Genomic DNA, 24,761 nt, shown 5'->3' with positions numbered 1-24,761 from the left:
AAAGAATTCCCTGCCGTCGCAAATACTCGAACGTTACCTGCAACTCTGTTGGTAGCATTCTTTTATTTAAAAGGTTGAAAAATAGACAAGCTAAAATTGTACATGCACTACTCGCTATGTAAACCAAACTTAAAAGCCATCAAAAGCCATCTGCTATTATGAAAATAAATCCCACTTTGTTTTCAGTAAAATTCTATCTGCTCATCGCATTATCTTCCTTTATTTGTATTTCAGCGACACCTCCATTAAACAATTTAGTAGTCGAGCGTGGTCAGGTTTTAAATATACCTCCTCGATTATATCAATACGATACTATTCATATAAAAGAAGCAGGAGTATTAAAAGTTAATGACAATGGTTCTAAGTGGCTTGTGCTTAAAGCAAGAGTAATTATTTGTGAGGGATCAATAGTGTACACAAATTTTAGACGTGGAGTGGGTACTATAGCGTTAACGTTAGAAAACGGCGAAAAACTGGAACATACTTATAGCGAAGCGTTAGGTGGTTCCGGCGGTAATGGAAGTGGAAATGGTCGCCAGCAAGGTGGTCTTGGCCACAGAACTAATGACTACAATGGAGGTGGTGGTGGTAGTGGCGCCTTTTACACTGGAAGGCCCAGTGTAAACTTGCCAGGTATAGCAGCAACAGATTTTAGAGGCGCACCATCTCCAAGTAGTAGTAGGTGGTGTTTCGGAGGAAATGGAGCACGTCAATCATATGGGCACGGTGGACTAATATGTATTCTAGCTGATAAAATCGTTTTTGGATCTACCGCTAAAATTCAACTTCGGGGAAGTGATGGCAGTAATGGTACTAACGGCGGTACAGGAGACTGTTATGGCGGAGGGCAAGTATACTATTGGGGCGGAGGAGGTGGTGGAGGAGGGACATCAGGTGGAAATGGTGGAGTTTTAGTGGTGAAATGCAGTGACATAGCTAACATGCCTACTGTAGATGTCGGTCCGGGTAAAGGCGGTAAAGGTGGTGCTGGTGGAAGAAGTGCTAGATGTTCTTTCCATGGTCAAGGGGGAATGCATGGCGACGATGGAGAGCAGGGTTATGCTGATTGGCAATAGTTTCTTTTTTTGATGTTTAAATTTTCTTATTGAAAGTGTCTTTCATTAAGAAAATTTTATCCTTGAGTCGGTTTGTGGTCTTACATAATTATATGATAGGTGAAAAGTTAAGATAAGGGCATGCAGGTAACAGTACATTGGCGTATATGGGGGGGGGGCGACGTGCAAGCAATCGGCTATTAATCATCAGTCAGCTTTTGTTCCAGCGTGACGGAATGCCATTGAGCGACAAAATGATCAATGAACAGCTGTACATTTAATCAGCATTGGTTATCGGCTGAACGTTCAATGATTGCCGCCACTTCGCCAATGCTTCAACGTTGGCAGCAATTCTTTTTGGACACTTCCTATGAGCATAAAAGCAATAATCAAATTCCTTGACGACTATCTGATACGTTCAGGGCGACAAAGCATTGACCCTGTTGAAGCAAATGCACTACTTGAAAAATCAGGGTTACTTCGGGACAGCAAAGATAAACCCGGCAAACCACTTCGTGATTTGTTACGCAAAGGACAACTACCTCATGCTTTTCAGTCTGGCGGTAAAGGTTCAAGTTGGACAATTCCACATTCAACCAAACGGAAAACCGCACCCTCTAACTATCCGACTGTTAAGATGACGACCAAAACAGTTGTAACAACGCAACCAAAGCAAAACACAGCAGCGACTGTTGACATTACACAATTAAAGCAGAATCTTGAAAAAGCACGACTTAAATACAAGCCGGACAAGGTAAGGTATTTACTGATTGCAGAAGCACCGCCGGACAGTTTAGACCGTTTCTTTTATTTTGAGAATGTTCACCAACATGATTATTTGTTTTTAGGAGTTGCTGAAGCACTTTACCCTGACCTCAAGTACAAGTTCATTGCAAGTGGACGAGACAGCGACATCAAACTTTCAATCTTACTCAAATTTCAAGCTGACGGTTTTTACCTGCTCGACTTATCAGAACTGCCGCTATCACTTCTAAATAAAGATTTAGGTTCTCAACTTCCGAGCCTGATTGAGAAAATAAAACAAGTGGCTAACAGTGACACGAAAATCATTTTAATCAAAGCGACTGTTTACGACACAGCCTTTAATGCTTTGCGGCAGCACGGATTAAGAAATATAATAGACAGTAGAATTCCTTTCCCCGGACAAGGAGGACAAAAGCTATTTCAGATTGAGTTCAAAAAAGCACTCAAAGCAGCTCAATACTTGTGAGAATTGGAGTGTACTGCAAACAAAAGTTTTGCTGCACGTTGGGTAGGACGTTATAAAATACGCCACCTGCAGCAATACTCGACGTTAGGCGCAAGCGTAGGACGTGATAGCCGTGTTAAAATAAAATCTAAAATAAGACTTGAATGATTACTCAAATAAATAAACTAAAGCGTTTTGGCATTTACCAAAATTACACTTGGGGCAGAATAGAAGACTTCAAGAGAAAGAACTTGGTTTATGGTTGGAATTATTCAGGAAAAACAACGCTTTCAAAACTTTTTCAAGTATTAGAGTTCAAAGACAAAAACAGATGTTTTAGTGGTGCTGAAATTGAAATATCTGTAAATGACGGAACATCCAAAATATTTAATCAGGATACCCTAAATTAATTTCCATTTGCTGTAAAGGTTTTCAATAGTGAATACATCAAGCGCATTTTCACTTGGGATGAACCTAAGTCGGGTTTTAGTCCCATCTCTTTCTATTTGGGGGATACAGCGGGTGCCTTAAAAGATAAAATCAAAAAGCTAGAAACAATCAATGAACGCTTAGCCCTATTACGTGAAAAAAAATACAAGCCTATCATTGATGCTTTTGAAAACTATAATAAAACAAATGGATATTTTTCAAGAAAAGCAAAAGATGTAAGAGAAAACTATTTGCCAGGGATATTTGACCCTACAACCTTTGACAAAGGGAATTTCAAAAAAATTGTTGATGAAGTAAAAGTCAACCTTGAAGGTTTTATTCTAAATGCTACGGAGCGTGATTTAACAAAAAAAGAAGCGCAAGCTGAAAATAAGTTTGACCCTCAAAATGAAAATTACAAAATTAAGGAAAGCTTAGAGTGGCTTTCATTATCTGTAAAATCCATCTTAGAAGATAGTGCTCCAAAAGCTATTACATTTCCAACTCTTGAAGAAGACCCTGCCTTGTTTGATTGGGTTCAGAAAGGTATGCCACTTCACATAGATTCAAAGGAATGCAAGTTCTGCACAAAGCAACTACCAGACAATCGAATTGCCGACCTTAATTCCTTTTACTCCAAAAAATTAAAGGAAATTCAGGATGCAATAGAAAATGTTATCAAAGAAATTGAAAGCGAAAGAAAATTAATTGAAGTTAAATTTCCAATCAAAAAAGACATTGCAGAACTTTTTCAATCCGAATATGAGATGGCGATAAGTGCATATGAAATTCAAAAAGGCATTTATAAAGAAAAACTTTCAATTCTTGAAAAAGACCTACAATATAAATGGTCAAGTATCTTCAATTCAATTGACGCCACACAAATTGACATAATAAGTTTAACAGGTCACTTTGAGGCAATTGAAAGTGTAATTAAAAAACACAATAAATGGCTTAATGAATTTAGTGAGAGAAAAAGTTCCGCAATTGAAAAAATCTTAAAGCACTATGTTGCGGAGTATCTGAAGGCTGATGATTACAACAAAAAGGAATCGAATAGAGATTGTGCAATGGAAACTAATGAAAAGATAGAAGCTAAAATAAACAACAATATTCCATTAATTAAGAGCTATAACGAACAATTGAGTAGCACCGCAAAAAGACAAGGTGAGCTTAATGACATTTTAGAAATTTTGTTACATAGAGATGATATAAAAATTGAGATTAGAGACGAAATATTTAGGCTTGAAAGGTCAGGTCATCCAGCGGAACATTTAAGTGAGGGTGAGAAGTCAGCAATTGCATTTGCATACTTCTTGACAGAATTGAAATCATTAAGAAAAAATGACCCGCCTAAACTTCCAAACACAATAATTTTTATAGATGACCCTATTTCCAGTCTAGACAGTAATCATATTTTCCAAGTAAGGTCATTATTGAAAGACTTTTTCAAAACTGAGGATTTTGCTCAACTATTTATTTCAACACATAATTTTGAGTTCTTTTCAATACTTATGGACAGTGAAGAATTATTTCACCGACAAAAGAAGACTAAAGCAGATTTTTATTTCATTAAAAGAAATGATTCAGGAGAATCCAAAATTGAGCATCTGCCATCTACATTTAAAGACTACAATTCTGAATATGTCTCAATCTTCCATATATTAAACGACTTCAATAAACTAGCTGACAAATCAACTTTTCCCCACACGGTTCTTTTACCAAATGCTATGAGGAGATTTTTAGAATTATATACTTCGATGAAATATCCATCAAGTAAATCTGTTGACTCAAGGGTAAAAGCAGTTTTCACTTCAGCTGACGGGACTTATCATAGAATAAAACTTTTGCATTGGTTGTCACATCAGAATCAATTTGAAAAAGTTCAACAACACGATGACAAACTATTACAAATAGAAGAAGCAATAAAGGACTTAATGGAACATATAGAATTAAAAGATGAATTACATTGGAAAGGACTTAATGGCTTATAGTGAAAATACATATCTGGGCAAAAAGTGAATATCATAGATTTGTAGATGTTGCAAATCCATCAAATACAGATGTTAAGCATTTAAACCGAATTTATGTTGCGAATAAGGGTTTAATAAACCCAGTAATTGGACAAGGTGTAAATGAATTTGACAAAGTAAATACTACGGTGATGTACTTCTTTAGTCATATATTGAATTTTGTCATGAGAGAAAACAATAGAAAATCGCCTGTGCGATATGAACTTTACGCAGGAAGAAAATCTAAGGGATGGAAGTCTTTAACCTGACACGCTGCCGATAACCTTGCATTAGAAAAAGAACGGCGCACGAATAACGCACCATCGATAATTAGACTGAACGGCGGTTGTTTCGGTAACTGTTGCCTCGAATTCGATAACTTTGGTTTGATAAAAGTGTTTTTTTACTATTCATTTACTATCTATAAATAGAATGTTCAGAATTGAATTCCTAAATTTAAAAGGCCATCCTCAATTAGGGGATATCGATTTGCAACTTTCTGAACCACAGGAATATAAGAAAGGAGAAAAACCCTATACTTCAGTTATTATTGGACCAAATGGTACAGGAAAAAGTTTCATTCTTAGAACTATTGCTGAAGTTTTCCGACAGTTTAAATCATATTCAGTTTCTAACAAAAAAGAATTTAGTCTTCCTTACGATATTCATTTACGATACAAGTATTATAGAAATACATACGAAATTGTAGCGAGAAAAATTAAATCTAGCAACAATAAAATGCAAAGAAAAGAATATCTTTTTTTCAAAAATAGGCCATTTAATCTTGAATTCAATAATGATAGTTTGCATGAATTGCAAACAGGTTTTGAAGTACTACATCACGAGCTAGAATATCCTGATAAATTACTAGTAAATTCAATAATTCCAACAGATCGATTTAAGTATCAGAATAGTAATCCAATTGACTTCTATCAATATTTAGGAGCTAGAAGTACAAGTAGTACAACTAGTACAAAAACTTCAGTTAGAAGAACATTAAAACATATTTTTAATGCTGCGAAGGCTAGTAATGAGTTTAGAGGAAATCTTAAAGAGCTTCTAAAGTTTTTAGAATTTGAAGATTGTTTTAAAGTTGAATATAAAACAAAAATCAATAAACTTTTCTTTTCTAAAAGTCTTACTATTGATAATTTTAAAAAATATTTTGAAAATTGGTGGGATGAAGATTTTGAATACACAAAAAGAAAACAAGAAAATCCACTTTGGAGCATACCTTACTATAATCAATATTTCAAAGATGATTTATATTTAACCGAAAGAGTTGTTTCTTTTTTGAACAAAATACCTACAATTGAAAAAATATTTTTGAGTAAGAAAAATTCTTCATCGAAAATTATTTCAATTGACTTATTTGATTCAGATTTAACAGATTATGACTTAACGATGATAAGTCACCTTGAAAATCTTGACATAATTAACCTAGAAGGAATACGAATTCAGAAAAGAAATTCGTCTCTTTCTATAAATGACATAAGTTCCGGTGAATATCATTTGTTAAATTCACTTGTAGGAATGTTTGCAAATATTAAATATAATTCATTAGTTCTGATTGATGAGCCTGAAATAAGTTTGCATCCGAATTGGCAAATGCGATATATAACTTTTCTCAAAGATGTATTTGCCAATTTCTCTACCTGTCATTTTATAATTTCAACTCATTCTCATTTTTTGGTTTCCGATTTAGAGGGTGAAAGTTCTTCAGTTACAGCTTTAAACAGAGATTTAAAAACTAATCAATTATCAGCGAAAATATTATTAGGAGCAAATACCTTTGGCTGGTCAGCAGAAGATGTGTTGTTTAGAGTTTTTAATGTTAAATCAGCTCGTAATCATTATTTTGAAATGGCAGTTGCAGATTTATTAAATCTACTTTCAAAAAAAAGTAAAGACTTTAATAAAATAACTAGGTTAGTTGAAGAGTTAAAAGCAATAAATATATCAGAGAATGACCCTCTGAATGAATTAATTTCAGAAGCTGAAGATTATATTAGAAATGATTAATCAAATTCACAATGCGTTAGTCCTTACTCAACAACAAGAAACCCATCTTGCTGGTATTGTTGTTAACAGACGACCTGCTGAGTGGGACAAAACAAATGCGATAATGACAGATATAAAAGGATCCATTCTTTCCCAACTTGACGGCTTTCAAAAACAGAAATGCTGCTACTGCGGATTACAATTGTGGGAAACGTCTAGAGGTGAAATTGATCATATTGCGCCTAAAGGTGCAAGACCAAGAGCCTATCCAGAATTTACTTTTGAAAAGAAAAATCTTGTATTATCATGTGAATATTGTAATGGTTCAAGCAAAAAAGGTCAAACTGATATTGTTTTTAGATATAATACTAATTATTCTGATTGCGAATTTAAAATTGTCCATCCTTATTTTGACAATCCATATTCTCATTATGAATGGGTAAACACAAGGACTCAAATTCAATTGAGACATAAAACCTGGAAAGGGAAATATTCAATTTTACTTTTTCAACTTGACACGATTGGTCAAGCAAATGCAAGAGGGAAGCAACGGATTTATGAAAAAAAATTAAATAATATTAAAGTTGTTAAAGACCTTTATGATAGGTTTAAACGAATCATTTATTTTAATAGTTAATTTATTATCTAATTTTATAACTTTTAATTGTTAACTGATACGAACCTGCCATTATTAACTAAGTGTTTTATGACATGAGCATCAATATACGATTAAGTCAAATAAGATGATTCATGTTAATTATTTAAATATTTTATATCTTAATTCATGAATGAACAAGAGTTGATTGCGACAATTACAGAATATTTTAAGTTGAACATATTTGACAATCATTTAAAAGCCTCTATTAGTATTCATACAAAGCTCAAAACATATAAAATAAATCCCATAATAGTTAAATATCTATCAAAGATTTTAGAAAATGATTTTACAGCTATTGGTGTTGCAAAAGCTTTATATTATCCCCGTGTTTTGGGAACATCAATATCAACAATTTTTGGTTCTAGAATACAAAATATGTTTGTAGATATTGGATTAGCTAATGGCTCACTAATTAAAGGAATGGACATCGAATTTATTGATAAGCTTGATGATCGAAAAAAATGGTGTCAATTAAAAGCTGGACCAAATACAATTAATTCTGAGGATGTTAGTCCTTTAATTAGAAAATTTACAGACACCATAAATCTTGCAAGAACAAACTCGGCCTTTAGAAACATTAATAATACCGATTTCATTGTTGGGGTTATTTATGGGCAAAGCGAAGAGTTAAGTATGCATTATAGAACTATTAATAAAATTCATCCTGTATATATTGGTAATGAATTTTGGTTTAGATTAACTGGTTATGAACATTTTTATACCAATTTAGTTTCAGATTTACATGATTTAATTTTAAGGCTAGATAGTAATAATGTAATATCATCTGGAATTGAATTGCTAGCATCAGAAATTTCAAATTCTCATCTTTTTACATTTGATAATCCTTGATTTTTATTTAAGAAGTTTATAATTGAGTATCCAAGTTCTCTAGCCAAATTAACTGGTACTGCATTTCCTATTTGTTTATATTGCTGAGCAATTGAGCCTGAAAACTCCCAATTGTCTGGAAATGTTTGTATTCTTGCATATTCTCTAATTGTAAATGGTCTTGTTTCTTCAGGGTGGCAACGCTCTGTTTGCTTTTGTGCTGGACTGCAAGTAAGAGTTAAACATGGTTCATCCCATCCTATTCTTCTGGCAATACCAGTTTTACCACCTCCAAGATAATAACTGCCGCCCATAAATTTTTTTTGTATTTCAATAGGTAAATCTCTCCAATACCCTTTAGGTGGTACCAAATCTAGTACATCTTTTTTGCTCTTAGGATATTTAACGCCTAAAGATTTAGGGACATCACAATCATAAAGTTCACCTTTAAACAAAGCATCCTTTAAGTTATAGATTTTACTATAAGGTTTTGGATATTCAAAATTTGTGTTCAAATCTTTTCTTACACCAACTAAAATTAATCGTTCTCGTTTTTGAGGAACTTTGTAGTTTATTGCCTTCAAAACTTGAACTGGCACTACATTGTAACCAATTTCATCAAGAATCGAAATCATTCCTTCTAATGTTTTGCCACCATTGTGGTTTAAAAGACCTCTTACATTTTCTCCAATACAAATAAGAGGTTTTACTTCCTTTACAACCCTTGCAAATTCATAAAATAATGTGCCTCGTGCGTCTTTGAAACCTAATTTTTTTCCAGCATAACTAAAAGCTTGACATGGAAACCCACCTGTTATAACATCAACTTTGTTTTTATATTCAGAGAACTTGAAATTTTTGATATCTCCTTCAATTATTTCCCATTTTGGGCGATTTTTTCTTAAAGTTTCGCACGCGAATTTATCTATTTCATTAACTGCTATACATTTTAAGCCAGCTTGTTCTAAACCAACTGCTAATCCACCTGCACCCGCAAATAATTCTAATACCCAATAATCTTTGTTTGGCTTTACAAAGTTAATATTCCCAATTTGAGGTTCTTCATCTTTAAAATCTAAAAGTAAATCGAGAACTTCCTGTCTTCTGTATTTTCTATAATTGCTTATTGGTTCTCTTAATGCCAAGAGTTTACCTTCTCGATCCCATCTCCTTAAAGTTTCTTTGCTTTTACCTATTAGATTTGCAGCTTCAGATATAGTCAAATATTCATTCATAACCATGTTAATTAACCTTATACAATGGTTACAAATATATATTTAAAATGGTTTTTAACGAAAAATCTTTAATTATATTTTTTTCAAGTGGGTAAATTATTAATTTGAAATAGATTGTATTTAAAATACTTGGCTAAATTATTTTGATTGGTCGAAATTCTGAATGATTGTTTTATCCCTTTCCTAGAGCCATCTCAAAAGTGCTTTCCCGGGTTTTTACTGACTTCTGAATGAGGTTTGATCTGAAGAAAGTTAGACACCAACAAAAGGAACTTATTCAACAATTGTAAGGAATTTGTCGAAATAAAATCAAAGTATACCTTTCAATCTGAAATGGAAGCTGTTAATACGTTCATTTAATATTGAAAGATTGATTTATTTGCGTGGTGTATAAAAAAGAAGTATGATAACTGAAAATTAGTTCAACAAGATAACGGCAGTTGGCTTCATTTCTAAAATAATGAACGAAATCACTCTGGAAGATACTTCTATAGGAAAATGACTTTTCAGACTTTTTTGGTTCATTATATTAAATAGCATTTGGTTGATGCAATAAAATAAAATTATTAATACATCATAACTCTATAAAAAATAAAATAACCTGATTTTCAGATAAAGTCCTAACTCTTGCACTTTATTTATGCTTGTCTAGTAATTTTTGCAAAAGCTCTATTTTTTCTTTTTCAGCTTGAAGTAATCTTTCGTATAATTTTCTGTTTACTGCAATTTCTTCAGCCCATTTATCTAAGGGATTAAATGTGCATTTGTAATTTTCAACATATGCTACAGATTCATCTGTAAATGTATTCGCAACAATACTTATCGCCGCTTCCTCATCAAAATTCTTAATTGCATCCACCGGAATTTTCAATGCCCGCGCTACATCATCCAGAATCCCATCCTCAATTTCTTCTTTCGCTTCCAGTCGGGAGATCTTCAATTGTGTCCATTCTTCACCCAGTAAGGATGCCAACAGATCCTGCTTCATTCCCAACATCTGCCGAAAGCGCGCAACATTTTTTCCGTGATGAATTTTCTTTTCCATAAGGACAAATATAAGGTTTTAAACCGCTGATTAAAATATGCCAGAGCCCGACTAATTTAATCATTTCCGGATTATTTAATACAATCGGGTAGGTGTTACTTTACCATTTTACCAAGCACCATATTCCATGGAAAATACCACGCAGCTGCACAATTTTCCTCCTTTCAATGAAGCAGAATGGATCCGGCTCATCTTCCTGCTCAGCGATACCCAACAATGGATGAATCAGATGATTCTGAACGCCTTCTTCCAGGTGCCCCTGAAGGATCGGAAAAAATTGTTCCGCAAATCCTATTACATTACTGTTACCGCCCTCGCACATATGCTGGAACGGCATTACTATACCATTCCCCGGCATCCGGCTGCCAGTAAATTCACAGTTCCGCTTATCGAATTGCTTTCTTACCTCCGCGATGCCTCTACCGAGCCGGCTTCTCCCATTCCAGGTACCCTACAGTTCAAACGTACCCTTACGCTGGATAAAACCATCGGCATCGATCTCGATCATGTACCCACCTGCCTGCTCACCATCCTTACGGATGCCGGAGGTCGGATCATCACTGCCTTTCCCGGTTCCTATAAATCGATTCCTAACCTTTAACTACCTTCTTATGAAACACGAGTACCTGGAAACATCGGTTTGGTTTAAGGATAAGATTACCGATCCCTATCAAATCATCGCCGCCTTCTTTGATGCCGCGGATATCGCTTATCATCGGAAAATCATTAAAAACATCCTCCAGGTGGCCTGCTCCGATCGGTGCTGGGAGAAGCAGGAGCCAGGTCGTCTGCTCTATGAATTCAGCTTGCTGGAATCGGTGATCAATGCAGCCTGGTTGTTGGAAAGAGGATGTGTTTAATCCCAATCTCTTTGTGGGATGGCATGGTAAGCTGACCAAATGGGATTTCTTACCCCGGTCGCTCAGCTATAAAGAGTTTGCCAATCCCTACAGGGTGTTCAAACGCTTTTTCCGATACCAGAATATCGCCAACTGGAAAGAACAACTGCAGTTGCTGATGGACTATTCCCTGCGATCTATGAACCTGCTGGAATTAGAAGATGTCAGGCCGCTATCCCTCTATTTCCAGCTCACCAAACTGGTGGAAGCCGTGCACCTGATTGATGTTCGGGAAGTAAACCATGTCGGCGGGCATATTAAAAACAGGATTAGTAAAAGACGGTTATGAAATCTTCGCGGGATGATAGAGTAGCCCACCAGCAGGCGATACTGGAGTTTCTGGATGCATATGGGTTAGCCTATACTGAGGAGCACTTGTGGCAGATGTTTCGGTTAACGCTGAGCAGTGAAGAAGGGAATGACTGGAATGAAATAGATAGGGCGAATTGGTTTCATTTTTATGAGTTGTTGCGGGGGCTGGTGAGGGCGAACTATGGGTTGGTGAAGGGGAGGGGTGGGTGAAAAATACTGCTACAATTAATTCATGGAAAATATTTTAAAATTCAGTAGTTAAAACTTGTCGATTTTCTTAATTAGAAATATATTAGAGAAATCTATCCTGTGATTTCCTGTGCTGCTGATTATAGCCATTATTTTACACAGAAAATATTCGTTCCCTAAAAATTTCCGTTTTTGATGTTGAAGCAAACATAAGCACCCTGTTTGTAAAATGAACTTAATTAATATAACGAACACAATTAAATAGAAATTAAATATGAGGTTTCTCACTGTAGTGTTTTTTATTTTTCATACAATATGTTTTGGGCAAAAAAATGATGCAATATTTATTTCAAAGGATAAAATATTTTCTCTCAAATTGCCGGATGATGTTACTCTTCAAAATATTAATACATCAGATTTTCTAGCAGTAGCGGCATCCAATGCCTCCCGTAAGTGGGAAGTTGAACATTTTGAATTTACTATTCAGCCGTATATGACACTTGATGAGTTTTCCGAAATTCAACTGAAAAATCAAAAAAAGAATAAAAATCAGGTCTTGAATTATTCCGGCTTTGAAGAAATAGGCTTAAATAAATGGTGGGTAATTGACTATACTACTAAATCCGGCACTCGCTATAGATGCTATCAGATTATTGCGGATAATCGGCGCTATTCATTTTATTATATAGCTCCTGAAGGAGTATTTAATGATGGTATGCCTGTAACAATCAAAATGGTTGAATCATTTAGCTTTTTAAATGGAAAGAAGCCTGAAAATAGTATCACAAATAGTAATGTTTCCCAAAAGCAAAGCACAGCTGTAAAGAGTAATACTGATAAATCAATTAACCAAAATAGTTTAAAAGCTGGAACTATCTCTCCAAATGTCAAATATCTTGATTATGACAAGCTAGATTATTTCTTTGGAAGATTTGCAGTTGTAAATAAAGGTGATTTGCAAAGCCTTATTGATGAAAATGGCAAGCTTATTCATCCTTTCGATAATTATGGTATATCGTCAGAAGCTGATTCATATGGTGGTGTTGCATCAAACATTAATGGACGTGCACAAGATAGAGTAACGTTTTTTGAAACCAAATATGGTTCCTTAGCAAATTACCTGCCTGGCACTAAGGGTATTAAAATGTATTCATTTGTAAAAAGAACACCGAATTCCTCCGATTATATACATGGGTATATTCTCCCCGATGGGAAAATCAAATGGATGAAAGATATTCTTAAAAACACTGGATTTGAAAAAGTATCACTCAATCAATTTTCGTATGATGGATATATAATTACTGCACTTACGTACGGTGAAAACTCTTTACCGCCAGATGGCAGAATGATATCTGTTAAGTACGATGGTGCACGGTTAATTGGAAAAGGAAATCGAAACTATTCAAAAGCTCTAGGATACACTAATATCAATTATTATTTGGAAGAAACAAGTTGGGCTACACCAAATGACGGTTTGCCTGATTGGAATTGCGGACTTCATCCAGCACGGAAATTAAATTATTCTGAAGATAAGGTGAATGATATTATTAAACTTCGAGAGATTAAAAATAAAAAAATTGGTTTTATAAACAGATTTGGAGAATTTAAAATACCGCCTTCATTCTACAAAGTTGGTAGATTCAGTGAAGGTTTAGCATTTGTTTGTACATTAAATGAATTTGGAGAGGAGCGTTGGGGAGCAATTGATACACTGGGCAATTTAGTAATTCCTTATAAGTTCAGGTCACAGCCAGGCAGATTTAGCAATGGGAGATCCTTGGTGAAAGCTATTGGGCTTGAAAGAATTGAATATGCCATGATAAATAGAAGAGGTGAAATTGTTTTTACCTTACCTAAGAACTCTGGAGATACAATTTCAATTATGAGTGCTCAGGTAAATCCAGTCTCAGAACCGTTTTTATATTCTAATGGGTATACTTGTGTGTCAATTAATACAAATGCAAGAGTTAAGGATAATGCATATTTTGTGGATACCAATGGCGTTTACATCCCTGTGCTAAAAAAGCTTAGGGCCCATTTTCCTAATGGTGAAATGTTGTATGTCAGGTCTGGTGTTAAAGATGGTGAATTTTTATTTGAAGTAGCAAGTAATACAAAGAATGGAATTGGTATTGCAGATCTATCTGGTTCTATTATTATTGATCCTGTCTTTACTAAATTGAAATTGTTTGAACCTGAGTCAAAACTTCAATATGCAGAAATTGGTAAACGTTTGAATTCAGATAAAAGCATTGAAGGGTATATTGATAGATCAGGTGTATTTCAATTTGTCAGGAGGAAGGAAGAGGCTGGATTTTAGAAAAGAAAATATCTGAAAACTGGAAACATCGGTTTGGTTTAAGGATAAGATTACCGATCCTTATCAAGTCATCGCCGTCTTCTTTGATACCGCGGATATCGACGACGGTATTTGAAAGCGTCTAAATGATCTGAAAGGGGGAAATGTACGACCAAGACACATTTGTACCAACCTGGCCATAAAATTAGAAACCGCTAAATAAGCAGATCAATTTATTGGAGATTATGGAAGTATTATTATAAAATCAAGGGAATTTATACATAATAGATATGGCATTGTAAAAAACGGCTTTCTTATTCGGATGCATTTGGAAAATCAGCAGTAAATGTTCTTTCGCTAAAAGTTATTAAAGATTGGGGTATATCTAATTTAAAACAAAAGCTGTACTAGTTGGACTGCCTGACGGTAATTCATTCATTTATCATTTTGGGGAATGTAAGAAATAGAAAATCGTTTGGCAAGAAAATATCTGTATTAACGAATTTGACATTTTGTACAAAACTAATTGCCTACTTTATTATTTATTATGACACCTGATTATCTTTTAATTAGTGATAGTTTCGATGAAGGTCGCAATCAGAAGCCTTGGAGTGGGGGAAATTGGGATGAATATGTTAAAGGTAAAAATGAACGTGAATGGAATGAAAGAATAAACAACCCTGATTCGAAAAGAAAAAACAGTGGTAGCTCATTTAATCCTGGAAATGGAGAAGGTTGCGGACAGATCATTCTCATTGTTATAGCACTTATTATTGCTATACCAGCGGCGATTTCTGCTTTGTTCAGCAGCTTTTTGATTACCTTTTATAAAAGTAAAATAAAGCTCACAAAAGCTGAATTATCACTTGAAACAGCTTTCCGTGGTACATTCTGGACATCTTGCACCTACTTAATAACTGGCTTATTATTTTCGTTCATTTTTCCAAATAAAAATATTTGGATAGAGACATTATCATTTAATAATGCTTTTAAATTCCTATATATCCCAGAGACTATTAAGCAAGGCAATCTATTTAGTTTCTTACTTTTTCATGTTTTATGCATTTCCATTTCTGGGATTGTTTTTAAAAAGAATTTTACACATGTATTAAATTCTAGAAATACATATTTTCATTCTCTTGTAATAATATTTTTTATAGTTCTGCCAACTTTGTTATTAGCAACACAATTTTTTGTTCCATTTCTGATAGGTAACGACCAAAATAATCCATATAAGTAACGCCTGTAAATTTCAGTATTTAAAGTACGTATTCTACATTTAATCAACTATACTTTTTTCTATACGTGCTGTCAGCAGTTACTAAAATTTGTTCGTGAACATCTATAAAAAAATGAGCATAACCCGGATTGAAAAACAGATATCTTTGGCAAAGAGGGGTCTATTCTGTTTTGTTTTGAAATCTTAATGAGATATTACATTCAAAAAATTAAATAAAAATAACAATGGGCATTATTACAACTATTATAATAGTAGGAATTATAATTTATGTTTTAACATTAGTACCAGCATTAAAGGATAGCAATAATACGCCTTCAATTGAAGCTGAAGAAAGAGAGAATGCCATGAGAAAAATAGAAAATTATAAAAAGGAAAAATCTACGTATCGATCAATTTGCTATAACTGTATTAATGGTGAAGCGTCTTGTAGTTACTGTAAAGGAACAGGACAAAGAGGGGATGGGCCTAAAACGGTCTCCAATAGCTGTGTAGTTTGTTATGGCAGTGGAATGGTAAGATGTAAAGCCTGTGATGGAACAGGATGGATGAAGATATGAAGATCTGGCTTTATAGCGTAAAACAATTAACATGTACCATATAAAAGCATCTAAATTGTTTGCATTATTACAACCAGACAGAAACTAATGGAACTTTGGGGGGAATTTGGGAAAGCAATAGGATATCAGTTGCAAATCAAAAGCGAGAAAACCGACATTGGCTTCACTACTTTCAAAAAATTGTTATTTCTATTTTGGAACTTCTTTATCAATTAAATCTGACCCGTAATGAATTTGCTGAGAGAATGAACGTTTTTCCGCGTCTTGTAGATAAGTGGGTGAGAAAAATTGAATCGGTTATAGGAATACGTTTACGATAAATCCTGCTGGGAAAAAATTTGAGATCTGATTAATTTAATCACCCCCGGATTATTTTATTCACCAAGGTGTTGGTAATTTAGGTTGCTCTTATTCACCTTGTACTATGAAGAATTCCAACCCATTTTTAAACCAGCAATTCCTGGCCCAGGCTTTCTACAAGGGTAATGAACAGGCACTTGCCATTCTTTACGAGGAATTTCATCCGGTGCTGAGCTATTATGCCTATAATATTTTGAACAATCGGTCCATAGCTGAAGAAATTGCTTGTGGTGCTTTTATTAAATCGTGGAAAATGAATTGGAAGCTGGATACCTATGGTGCGATCCGGGCCTATTTGTATAAAATTGTGCAGCGAGATAGCATCGCCTATTTGCGGAAGGAGCGGAAGCGCAGCGTTATGCATCGTGCAGCTCAGAAACCTGCTATCACTACCGAAAAAGCTTTTGAAAAATTGGTGCGCACGGAATTGTACCATGTGTTATACAATGCGCTTAAAGCATTATCGCCGGGTAATCAGAAAGTGATTACCATGTATTTCCTGGAAGACAAAAACACCAATGAAATTGCCCGGGAATTAAATTTGCATCCCAGTACTGTAAAAACGCAAAAATCACGCGGACTGGAAGCGCTGCGTAAACTGCTTCAGCCTATAACCTGAAGCTGGACAAGAAATAGTTTTTCTGTTAAGGTGAAATAATTCAGGATGGTGATCGTTAAAAAGTTAAACCCCGACGAGCTTTCTGAATTCAAAAACCTCCTGGATATATTTCAGGAGGTTTTTGAAGTTGACTCAGTGAAGCCGGCAGACAACTATCCGGCTGCCTTACTCACCGACCCCAATTTTATGGTTTTTGTAGTGATGGTAGATCAGAAAGTAGTAGCAGGGTTAACAGTTTATGTACTGCATAGCTATTATACTCCCAAACCAGTGGCGTATATATACGATGTAGGTGTTCGTCCCGCTTTTCAGGGTAGGGGATTGGGCAAGCAATTACTTTCTGAAGTTTGCAGCTATTGTGCACAAAATGGATTTGATCATGCGTATGTAGAAGCCGAATCGGATGACCTGGAGGCGGTACGCTTTTATCGCAAAACCAATAGTAGTACTGAAATGAATGCGGTGCATTTTACGTATTTGTTTCCAACAAAGGAATAGAAGGGCGGGTTTTTATGTGCAATGGTTTTTGTAAATTGGGGAACACTAAAATAGCCAACCAGTGAAAAGTCATGTTATATTACTACTTGTAGTTAGTATGGCTATTTCCGGTAGTCTATCAATTGATAGATCAGCTTTTAATTTAGTAGGTAGTACACCTGGTGATAGTGCTATTAAAAAGATGCTGGGTATAAAAGCAGATGCAGTGATCGATTTTATTCGATGGAGTTTGCTGATGAAAGCGGATGAAACGTTCCAACTTACCATACAATACGGTAAGAATCAACCCAATACTCTGGGTTTTAAACAGGGAGGAATATTCCAAATTATAGAAGGAAAATACCAGGTTTCAGCTACCGAAAACTGGGAACAACTCTATACCCTAAAGAGTAAGGACGGTACAGCAATGCTGAACCTGGTGGCTATAAGTACCAATCTATTCCATATGCTGGATGGTCAAAGCCAACTCCTGGTTGGGAATGCAGGCTGGAGTTATACGCTTAATCGGGAATTCGTTGAGGCAGGGGAGGTTGCTACATTCAAATCCAGTGGTGCCCAATCGGATGAAGCAAAACTGATATTCGAGGGACGTACTCCTTGTCGGGAAATTACAATGCTGCATCCGGAGATGAAGGCATCCTCCGATTGCTTTAAAATAAAATGGCGACTCATCTTAAACAGAGACGCCCAAACAGGTTTGCCCAGCACCTGTACCACCCGAAACATTGTTGATAATCAGCCTAGGGATGTAGTTGGAACCTGGCAATTGGTAAAATCCCCCAGGGCAGTTATTTACGAACTTAAGTTACCGGGCCTCCAGGATCCCATTTTAATGCTGCAGGCAGATAAAAACATCCTTTATTTTCTGGATGAAAAACAGCACTTACTGATTGGAAATAAAGATTTTAGTTTTACCCTGAATAGAAAATGAAGAAACTAAAGGATTTTCGGCATATCATTTTGTATGGACTGATTTTAGCAGTTTTGGTCTTCGCGCTGAAATGGTTGCAATGGAAATTTGTTCTCGTCGATAATGCGATTGATATCTACATTGGTGCTATTGCACTGTTTTTTACGATCCTGGGGATTTGGGTGGCATCGCATATTATGAAGCCCAAAGTTGAAACGTTGATTGTCGAGAAAGAGATTATCGTACAGCCGCCGGAAGTCTTTACCCTCAACACGGCTGAACTTCAAAAACTCAATTTAAATAATCGGGAGTACGAAGTATTGCAACTCCTGGCGAAAGGGCATAGCAATGCGGATATCGCAGCCAATCTCTTCCTGTCGGTTAGCACGATAAAAACACATGTCTCCAATCTCTATTTCAAAATGGATGTCAAAAGCAGGACGCAGGCAATTACAAAAGCCAAACAATTGAAAATCATAGAATAAGCTCATTCGTACTTTGGTGCCATTTCGGCTGAAAAGCAATTTTGGTACTAAAGTATGAGGGTAAGCAGCACCCGATCCTATAGATTTGAGCCAATTCTAAATTTAATCCCACATGAAAAAAATTGTATTGGTTTTTGGTATCATCATCGGTTTAGTGTTTTGTGCCAATATCGGGTTTATGGTTTATTGGATGTATCATAACCCGGATCTGAAAGGGAGTGAATTTGTTGGGTATAGCGTAATGGTGGTTGTTTTTTCGCTTATTTATATTGGTGTCCGGAATTACCGAAACAAACAGCTGGATGGTTTTATCAGCTTTGGAAGTTTACTGCAGTCCTTAGGCACTACAAGCTTAATAACCTACTGTCGTTTATAATCACACGCGTCATGGCTATTTAAACTTGGAAACAGGATCTATCGTTGCCGACTAAAAATCGCATTTTTCCATGAAGGTTACTGTAGAGTTCCTGCTGGTAGACCTGGTACCTGGTCTACCAGGGATGCTTTAAATTGACTAGATACACTGGCAAAGTGTTACCTAATGAAATTTTATCTTGTAAATTCAATTACCTGAGCGCTTACAGTTACAGTTCTTCTTACAAAAAAAGGAGCAAAACCACTGTAATGTTGTTCAGTTAGCACGTTTATTATGGCTTTGGAACCATTCAGTAAATTAGCTTTCTTCAACATGGATGAGTATGCATTTTCGTATAATTGTCTTTTATTCATAGAGCCGATTGCCAATACATAAGATGCCTCCGAACTTCCACTTACCTGATCAATTATTTTGTAGTTATTCCCACTTAAGTGTACTTCAGTTACGTTTTGATTGTGGTTGGAAACAACGGCAGTACCGAAGCCACAAGAACTAAGAAATGCCAGCGGCAATAAGAAGACGAAAAAGAGGCTTATTCTTTTCATTTTAGTATGTATTATTTTTTTCTGTTAAATATGCATAAAGACGTGTATCCAAAATACAAGGCTTGCTCACCTAAAAATGTTGTATGATTTGAGTATGGGGGAACTTGTCAACTGTAGAATAATGCCAATGAATACAACTTTTCTAGCATTTCTTATTTATAGTAATTATTACTTCAAAAGTAGATTTAGTGAATGTGAAATTTATTGACTTAGGATAAGAAATAGTTATTTACTGTATGTTTAGTGGACTCTGTAGCTGCCAAAAATGATGGCTTCGAAGATGTTCGTTGTTAAATGTTCATATTATGATATTACGCTCTACTGTTCCATTCTCGTCTTAACATTGCATATTGAAATTCACTTCCCCATTTTCCGTTGAAGAAAATATTCTCAATAAAGTGTCCTTCTAGTCTAAATCCTATACTTTTCAATAAATTGACTGAAGCAGTATTTTCTGTATCTACTCTTGCAAAAACCCGGTGTATTTTTTTTGTTTCAAACAAGAATCTCAAAATTCCAATAAGAACTTCTTTTGCATACCCTTTTTTTTGATTAAGATGTGAAATTGTTATTCCGATTTCTGCAATTCTTGTGTCGTTCTGGTCAAGTTTAATTGCACAGTCGCCAATAAGTTGACTTGTTTCAATATATTCAATTCCGTATTGTACCCATTCGCCTGCATTTCCAAAATGCTTTGCAGTATTGTCTTGAATAAAATGTTTCGCTTGTTCGAGTGTAAAAACATCAAAGCCCTGATATTTTACAACCTCTGGATTTGAGCGATAAATATGAAAATCAGTTAAATCTTTGAGTTTAAGGTGGCGAATATTCAGTCGTGGAGTTACTATGTTTAGAAATTCCATAGTAAAATAGATTATTTTCAATGAATTGTTAGACGTATTTTACAATGAGTGCGAACAGTATACATATTTGTGATGTCGGGTAATTTAAAAATCATTTTGTTTCAACTATTGGTAAAAGTCTTGAATCTGCTAAAGCTGCTGTTCTATGACCAATTCCTTTCATATATTCTTTATTTGATTCAAAAGCTAAAAAACTGTTCACACTATTTTGTTTTACTAACAATACAGCGTCCCAATGTTCATTTTCGGGTCCAATTAAAAAATCTCCACCTTCCCCCATAAATAGAATTTCTCCACCCGACTGATTCAAAAATGGCAACGTATGTTCAATATAAAGTTGATATGCCTGTTTTCCACTTATTGGTTCTTTCGGCATAAGTTCAGGATTATCTGAATAGTCTGCTGTTTTACGAAAACGAAGTAAGTTCAGCATTACAATATTTCCATGTAGCTGTCGCATTACAAATTTTCGTCCGGCTTCCTGTGTTGGCATTAAATATATTTTGTCCATATACGTAGATTTATTTGGTAAAATAATAGGCTTTTGATTTGTACATAACTCGAGGTAGACAGGGTGTACAATTTTGTGCATTTACCTGTAAACTGCTAATCAGTATAAAGGAAAGTCCAATCTATAAATTTCTCTTTTGCATATCTTTCATATAAATGATACTACAAAACTGGATTAGTTAAATACAATAACCTTTGACTTAAGTTAAGAAATCGGCGTTAGCTCTTTTTTTTCAAGATTTCTTGCCCTCAATCAGCTTAAAGATTGTGGTTTGATACCCCAATAGCTGGCTAACTGGTGTTGGGGAACACGCTGAATAAGGTCGGGACTGTTTTCCAGTAGATTTAGTCCCGGCAGAGGCGATTACTGATTTGAAACAAATACCACCACATAAGTTAATTTGGGACACAAAATCCATTCGTGTACTCAATGGCTCTACATGCATTAGCGACCATTAATAATTAAACAGTTAACTATCTGAATAAGTAAAATTGTTTGTTTGGTAGATAACTTATCTTAGCCCCATGTTGGCATATATCGGCATAGGAATCACTCTTCTCCTTATTTTATTAATGGCCTCTAAAGAGGAAAAGACAGTTGCCGATAAAATTCTTTTTGTCTGGCTCTTACTCATTGGTTGTCACCTTACGTTGTATATTTTCAGCATTCAGCCAATTACTAAAGCAAATGTACACTGGCTGCTGGGAACTAGTATTCCCTTTCCCATGCTGCACGGACCGATGCTGTACCTGTACACGGCAGCTATGACCAACCAGCTGCCTCGGAATCGGAACTGGATCCTATTGCATTTTATTCCTGCCCTTGTTGCTGTTTTATTCTTTTTACCCGTGCTGTTACGATCGGCTGAGGGAAAGCTGGCTTTTATACGAAGTGGGGGAGAAGGGTACCAGGGAGCCAACTTACTCCGGATTGTATTACTTCAGGTGTCGGGGTTTGTTTATGTATTGTGGGCACTATGGTTACTGCGCAGGCACAAACTCAACATCAGTCAGGAGTTTTCCTATGAAGAAAGAATCAACCTGAACTGGCTTCGCTATTTTATATACGGACTGGCGGCGATTTGGCTGATCATAGTAGTTACTAAAAGCGACTATTATATTTTCGGCGCGGCTGCCCTATTTATTGTATTTCTTGGGTATTTTGGAATCAGACAGGTAGGAATTTTTACCACTGCCAATCTGTATCAAACAGCACCGGTACCTGCAATTCCGGTGCCGGTTGAAGTGATTGAAAATAACCCACGAAGGAAATATGCCAGCTCCGGTGTTACAGGAGAAAAGAGCAGGGAGATCCACCAACGGCTTGTCCAGCTTATGCAGTCAGCAAAATTGTATACGGAACCGGAATTATCACTTTCGATACTGGCAGATAAAATCAATGTGCATCCCAATTACTTGTCGCAGGTGATCAATGAAATAGAAGGAAAGCCATTTTTTGAGTATATCAATAGCTTACGGGTAGAGGAATTTAAGCGATTGGCAGCACTGCCGGAAAGCAGGCAATTTACCATCATGAGCCTGGCCTACGATTGTGGATTTAACTCCAAGTCTTCTTTCAATAAAAACTTTAAGAAAGCAACGGGACTATCCCCCTCTGAATATCTTGCTTCAATTGCTGACAAAGACGGTTCAGTCTAAGTCATTCATTCTCAGTTAAATTATTGATGTCCGTACTTATAAGATAACCCTTCATTCAGGTGGACGCCATCCATCTTTGCGTAGTAAACGCTCCCTTATTACGTAAAAATAAATAACCTGTTTATGAAGTATTTGTCTTCGGTATTGCTTTTTTGTGTCTTGTTTTTTTATGCTTCCGGTCAGAAAAAAGAGAACCGGCTGGCTGGATTAGATACCATGATTACCCGGATCCTGCAGGAATGGAAGGTACCCGGACTGTCTATTGCCATCGTGGAAAAAGGTAAAGTTGTACTGACAAAGGGCTATGGGTACCGGGATGTTGAGAATAAAAAGCCGGTTACTGAAACTACACAATTTGCTATCGGGAGTTGCACAAAGGCATTTACGGCATCCTTAGTGGGCTTTGCTATCAGGGAAAAAGGAATCGATCTGGATGCGCCTGTCGCAAGCTATTTCCCGGAATTAAGCTTTATGGACAATACACTCACCTCCAGTGTAACGCTTAGGGATATGCTTTGTCACCGTACTGGTCTGCCAAGGCATGATTTTTCCTGGTACAGTGGCGCTGCAACCACCAGGGAGGATCTAGTACACAATATTCGTTATTTGGAAGCATCGGCTCCGGTAAGGCAAAGTTTCCAGTACAACAACTATATGTATATGGCAGTCGGCAGGTTATTGGAGAAACAGTACGGTAAAAGCTGGGAGGAACTCATCGAGGAGAAATTGTTTTCAACCCTGGCAATGAAGAACTCTACAACAGGGGCCATGGGCAAGGAGGGGGATTTTTCTTACGGATACGTGTATAAAAATGACAACATAAAGCGGGTGGAATTTTTGACAACATCGATGCAAGGGGTGGCGCCCTGTGGTGGAATCGTATCTACCGCAAAAGATATGGCCAACTGGTTACTCCTATGGACGAACCAGGGGAAGTTTGAAGGGAAAGAAATTATATCCTCCAACTTTTATCAGGAGGCCATCAGTTCGCAAATGATTGCATCGCCCAACCTGCCGTCTAAACAAATGTCCGACTATTACCTGTTTAATTACGGCCTTGGGTGGTATGTTGCCAGCTACAGAGGACGATACGGGGTTGGTCATGGAGGTAATATCAATGGCTTCAGTTCCTTTACTTCTTTTATGCCAACAGATAGTATTGGCATTTATATAGCAGTCAATCAAAACAATTCCCCCGTACCCCGTATCCTAAGCAATTTAATACTTGACAGGATGATTGGAGCCGGCTTCCGTGATTGGAATGCGCTCTTTAAACAACCGGTTGCCAGTAAGTCAGCAGTAGAAACAGGGAATACAGAAACCGTAAAGCCATCTCTAGCCCTGGATAAGTATAACGGAACGTATACAAACAAGGGGTATGGAAATATTATCATCCAGGCTGATAAAGAGGAGCTGACAGGCACCTTTAATCGATGGAAGCTTAACATTCAGCATCTGAATTACAATCATTTCAGGTTTTCTATAGATGCAGATGTGTTTGACGGCAGCGAGGCCCTGAATGGCGAGTTTAAGATTGCAGCGGATGGTGCCATCACGGCTCTGACAGTCCCAATTGAGGAAGGCATTCAGCCTATAGAATTTAAAAAGGAGGTGGTTCCTGTAACTCTATCCTCTGAGGGCTTACAGAAGTACGAAGGTGACTATGAATTATCCGGTTTGCGATTTAAAGTTTATAGAGATGCACGGGGCGTATTAAAGGCTATTGTACCCGGACAACCGGAATACGAGCTGGAGCCTGTCAGGGAAAATACCTTCAACCTGAAAGGTTTAACCGGATTCAGTGCCCGATTTGAGTTGGATGAGAAAGGAAATGTAAAGGTTTGTTATCTTACTCAGCCCAATGGAACCTTTACGCTTAAAAAAATAGTAAAATAGGAGCCGGAACTTACCTTAAGGTAAGGAGTACCAGGACTGTTAGTATTAAAATTGTAAACAAAAGATTTTTA

The 24,761-nt window shown here is 36.2% G+C and carries 25 protein-coding genes and 1 pseudogene; 21 read left to right on the top strand and 5 right to left on the bottom strand.

The genetic code is table 11. From position 1 onward, the window contains the following. Positions 1-158 precede the first annotated feature (158 nt). The 7 genes and pseudogenes from L0U88_RS01655 to L0U88_RS01620 all read left to right on the top strand — a co-directional run bounded on the left by L0U88_RS01655 (position 159) and on the right by L0U88_RS01620 (position 8,214). On the top strand, positions 159-1,076 hold the full coding sequence (locus tag L0U88_RS01655; RefSeq protein ID WP_234863863.1) for a hypothetical protein: 918 nt from the start codon (positions 159-161) through the stop codon (positions 1,074-1,076). A gap of 349 nt (positions 1,077-1,425) precedes the next feature. Then, positions 1,426-2,286 carry a hypothetical protein gene (locus tag L0U88_RS01650; protein ID WP_234863862.1) on the top strand — a complete coding sequence of 287 codons (861 nt, stop codon included), beginning with the start codon at positions 1,426-1,428 and terminating at the stop codon, positions 2,284-2,286. A 143-nt stretch (positions 2,287-2,429) separates the two neighbouring features. Then, positions 2,430-4,688, top strand: a pseudogene (locus tag L0U88_RS01640) (AAA family ATPase). Continuing rightward, positions 4,688-4,975, top strand: a complete 288-nt coding sequence (locus L0U88_RS01635) for a hypothetical protein (protein WP_234863860.1) — start codon at positions 4,688-4,690, stop codon at positions 4,973-4,975. The pseudogene L0U88_RS01640 and the gene L0U88_RS01635 overlap by 1 nt, the downstream one beginning before the upstream one ends. A gap of 163 nt (positions 4,976-5,138) precedes the next feature. Continuing rightward, positions 5,139-6,728: an AAA family ATPase gene (locus tag L0U88_RS01630; protein WP_234863859.1), complete on the top strand. Its 1,590-nt coding sequence runs from the start codon at positions 5,139-5,141 to the stop codon at positions 6,726-6,728. Continuing rightward, a complete protein-coding gene (locus L0U88_RS01625; protein ID WP_234863858.1) occupies positions 6,721-7,344 on the top strand; it encodes an HNH endonuclease family protein in 624 nt (207 codons plus the stop codon). Before L0U88_RS01630 ends, L0U88_RS01625 begins: the two co-directional genes overlap by 8 nt. Positions 7,345-7,491: 147 nt before the next feature. Next, on the top strand, positions 7,492-8,214 hold the full coding sequence (locus L0U88_RS01620) for a PmeII family type II restriction endonuclease (RefSeq protein WP_234863857.1): 723 nt from the start codon (positions 7,492-7,494) through the stop codon (positions 8,212-8,214). On the opposite strand, the gene L0U88_RS01615 is transcribed toward L0U88_RS01620, so the two are convergent. Next, positions 8,187-9,428 (bottom strand): DNA cytosine methyltransferase, encoded by a 1,242-nt coding sequence (locus tag L0U88_RS01615; protein WP_234863856.1) that lies wholly within the window; start codon positions 9,426-9,428, stop codon positions 8,187-8,189. The genes L0U88_RS01620 and L0U88_RS01615 overlap by 28 nt on opposite strands. A 634-nt stretch (positions 9,429-10,062) precedes the next feature. Next, positions 10,063-10,473, bottom strand: a complete 411-nt coding sequence (locus L0U88_RS01610; RefSeq protein ID WP_234863855.1) for an XRE family transcriptional regulator — start codon at positions 10,471-10,473, stop codon at positions 10,063-10,065. A gap of 127 nt (positions 10,474-10,600) precedes the next feature. Between L0U88_RS01610 and L0U88_RS01605 the strand changes: the two genes are divergently transcribed. The 12 genes from L0U88_RS01605 (at position 10,601) to L0U88_RS01550 (ending at position 19,217) form a co-directional block, all read left to right on the top strand. Beyond that, a complete protein-coding gene (locus L0U88_RS01605) occupies positions 10,601-11,074 on the top strand; it encodes a hypothetical protein (protein WP_234863854.1) in 474 nt (157 codons plus the stop codon). A 10-nt stretch (positions 11,075-11,084) separates the two neighbouring features. After that, positions 11,085-11,333: a hypothetical protein gene (locus tag L0U88_RS01600; protein WP_234863853.1), complete on the top strand. Its 249-nt coding sequence runs from the start codon at positions 11,085-11,087 to the stop codon at positions 11,331-11,333. Continuing rightward, positions 11,299-11,661 (top strand): hypothetical protein, encoded by a 363-nt coding sequence (locus tag L0U88_RS01595; protein ID WP_234863852.1) that lies wholly within the window; start codon positions 11,299-11,301, stop codon positions 11,659-11,661. Before L0U88_RS01600 ends, L0U88_RS01595 begins: the two co-directional genes overlap by 35 nt. Beyond that, positions 11,658-11,894 (top strand): hypothetical protein, encoded by a 237-nt coding sequence (locus L0U88_RS01590; protein WP_234863851.1) that lies wholly within the window; start codon positions 11,658-11,660, stop codon positions 11,892-11,894. The genes L0U88_RS01595 and L0U88_RS01590 overlap by 4 nt, the downstream gene beginning before the upstream one ends. 253 nt (positions 11,895-12,147) lie before the next feature. Continuing rightward, positions 12,148-14,193, top strand: a complete 2,046-nt coding sequence (locus tag L0U88_RS01585; RefSeq protein ID WP_234863850.1) for a WG repeat-containing protein — start codon at positions 12,148-12,150, stop codon at positions 14,191-14,193. A 526-nt stretch (positions 14,194-14,719) separates the two neighbouring features. Then, the gene (locus tag L0U88_RS01580) at positions 14,720-15,412 is read left to right on the top strand and encodes a hypothetical protein (protein ID WP_234863849.1); all 693 of its coding nucleotides are present in this window, start codon (positions 14,720-14,722) and stop codon (positions 15,410-15,412) included. A 224-nt stretch (positions 15,413-15,636) separates the two neighbouring features. Continuing rightward, positions 15,637-15,969, top strand: coding sequence for a DnaJ-like cysteine-rich domain-containing protein (locus L0U88_RS01575; RefSeq protein WP_234863848.1), 333 nt, complete (start codon positions 15,637-15,639; stop codon positions 15,967-15,969). Between the two features lie 424 nt (positions 15,970-16,393). Further along, positions 16,394-16,948, top strand: a complete 555-nt coding sequence (locus tag L0U88_RS01570; RefSeq protein ID WP_234863847.1) for an RNA polymerase sigma factor — start codon at positions 16,394-16,396, stop codon at positions 16,946-16,948. Between the two features lie 45 nt (positions 16,949-16,993). Next, positions 16,994-17,446 carry a GNAT family N-acetyltransferase gene (locus L0U88_RS01565; RefSeq protein WP_234863846.1) on the top strand — a complete coding sequence of 151 codons (453 nt, stop codon included), beginning with the start codon at positions 16,994-16,996 and terminating at the stop codon, positions 17,444-17,446. 61 nt (positions 17,447-17,507) lie between these two features. After that, positions 17,508-18,377, top strand: coding sequence for a hypothetical protein (locus tag L0U88_RS01560; RefSeq protein WP_234863845.1), 870 nt, complete (start codon positions 17,508-17,510; stop codon positions 18,375-18,377). After that, positions 18,374-18,841, top strand: coding sequence for a helix-turn-helix transcriptional regulator (locus L0U88_RS01555; RefSeq protein ID WP_234863844.1), 468 nt, complete (start codon positions 18,374-18,376; stop codon positions 18,839-18,841). The genes L0U88_RS01560 and L0U88_RS01555 overlap by 4 nt, the downstream gene beginning before the upstream one ends. Positions 18,842-18,953: 112 nt before the next feature. Beyond that, entirely contained in the window at positions 18,954-19,217 is a 264-nt protein-coding gene (locus tag L0U88_RS01550; RefSeq protein WP_234863843.1) for a DUF4199 family protein, read from the top strand. Positions 19,218-19,390: 173 nt separating this feature from the next. Here L0U88_RS01550 and L0U88_RS01545 read toward each other — a convergent pair whose 3' ends face one another. The 3 genes from L0U88_RS01545 to L0U88_RS01535 form a co-directional block, all read right to left on the bottom strand. Continuing rightward, a complete protein-coding gene (locus L0U88_RS01545) occupies positions 19,391-19,762 on the bottom strand; it encodes a DUF6567 family protein (protein WP_234863842.1) in 372 nt (123 codons plus the stop codon). A 311-nt stretch (positions 19,763-20,073) separates the two neighbouring features. Continuing rightward, on the bottom strand, positions 20,074-20,625 hold the full coding sequence (locus tag L0U88_RS01540; RefSeq protein ID WP_234863841.1) for a GNAT family N-acetyltransferase: 552 nt from the start codon (positions 20,623-20,625) through the stop codon (positions 20,074-20,076). Between the two features lie 91 nt (positions 20,626-20,716). Continuing rightward, positions 20,717-21,136, bottom strand: coding sequence for a DUF1330 domain-containing protein (locus L0U88_RS01535; protein ID WP_234863840.1), 420 nt, complete (start codon positions 21,134-21,136; stop codon positions 20,717-20,719). A 524-nt stretch (positions 21,137-21,660) separates the two neighbouring features. On the opposite strand from L0U88_RS01535, the gene L0U88_RS01530 reads away from it, so the two are divergent. Both L0U88_RS01530 and L0U88_RS01525 read left to right on the top strand, forming a co-directional pair. Further along, a complete protein-coding gene (locus L0U88_RS01530; protein WP_234863839.1) occupies positions 21,661-22,794 on the top strand; it encodes a helix-turn-helix domain-containing protein in 1,134 nt (377 codons plus the stop codon). Positions 22,795-22,917: 123 nt separating this feature from the next. Then, the gene (locus L0U88_RS01525; RefSeq protein WP_234863838.1) at positions 22,918-24,690 is read left to right on the top strand and encodes a serine hydrolase; all 1,773 of its coding nucleotides are present in this window, start codon (positions 22,918-22,920) and stop codon (positions 24,688-24,690) included. Positions 24,691-24,761 lie beyond the last annotated feature (71 nt).

Source organism: Flavihumibacter fluminis (assembly GCF_021491375.1).
GTDB lineage: Bacteria > Bacteroidota > Bacteroidia > Chitinophagales > Chitinophagaceae > Flavihumibacter > Flavihumibacter fluminis.
The sequence above is the reverse complement of the archived record's forward strand: the minus strand, read 5'-3'. Positions and strand labels throughout refer to the sequence as shown.